Raw genomic sequence first — 983 nt, 5'->3', positions numbered from 1 at the left:
GGTAAAAAAGAGACTGTAGCGAAGAATAATTCATTAACTGCGTAAACTATAAAAAACTTGGATTAGGTAATACTTGACGGCTATTTTACCGAAACAGAGGAAATAGTCACTTAAAGACTCTGACCAAATATATAAGCAAGCTGAGCCAAGCCAGCCATGGCACCAAGAATACCACCGATAATGATCAGTTTTATCTCATCTTCCTGAAAACAAGGCCTTAGTAGATCCTGAAATTCTTCAGAAGGGAGCTCCTTCATTCGTTGCGCCATGATATCCTGTACAACCTTGGCCCTCTCCTGGTTAAACAAAGGGTCACGCAGCGTAGTTTTTGACAAATCTACTGCCTTCAATCCGGCATCTTCTTTGAGTTCAGCAAAGCCTTTCGGCCCCATAGCGGCTTGAGTAAAAGGCTTAATCAAACCAACCGTATCATCTACCATGTTTTCAAAATGTCTTTGAATAATAGCCCTTGTACGCTTTGCTTCCGGCCCTTTCAGCATGGCTTGGGCGATTTGATCAACTGTCAGGATTTCTTCAGTAATGATTTTACAAAAAGACTCTGATACAGAGTCTTGCCGCTTTAAAAATAAACCGTGTATTGTCAGGCCTAAAAACTTAAAGGGCTTAACAGGCCGGAAAATCATATTCAACGCCACCCAGTTAGTCGCCCACCCCACCAAAAATCCGCATACTGGCAAGATCCACGGGTAGGGTAAGAAGTACCAAAGTATTAACTGGGGAAGCCCAAACAAAAAGCCAAACCAGAGGCCGCTTTTTATAATAAAGCGAAACTCCTGAGCCCCGCATTCGAGAAAGATTTTATTCAGCAGCGTTTTATCATCTTCCAGCTTCTCGATAACCATCAGCTTAAGATCAAACAATGACTCTATCTTTGGCCCGATATCCTCGACAAGATTCTGCATAATTCTCGGCAGTTGACTCTTTACCCTCTCATAAACCAGCTCTTTAACGGGTCTTGGTAG

The 983-nt window shown here is 42.5% G+C and carries 1 protein-coding gene; it reads right to left on the bottom strand.

Annotated elements, in window-relative coordinates; all coding sequences use genetic code 11:
- Positions 1 to 110: 110 nt before the first annotated feature.
- On the bottom strand, positions 111 to 983 hold an 873-nt coding region (locus tag A3757_RS22505), incomplete at its 5' end, for a DUF445 domain-containing protein (RefSeq protein WP_068740340.1).

The sequence above is a fragment of the Oleiphilus sp. HI0117 genome (genome assembly GCF_001635235.1).
This window is presented reverse-complemented; position numbering and strand designations above follow the sequence as displayed.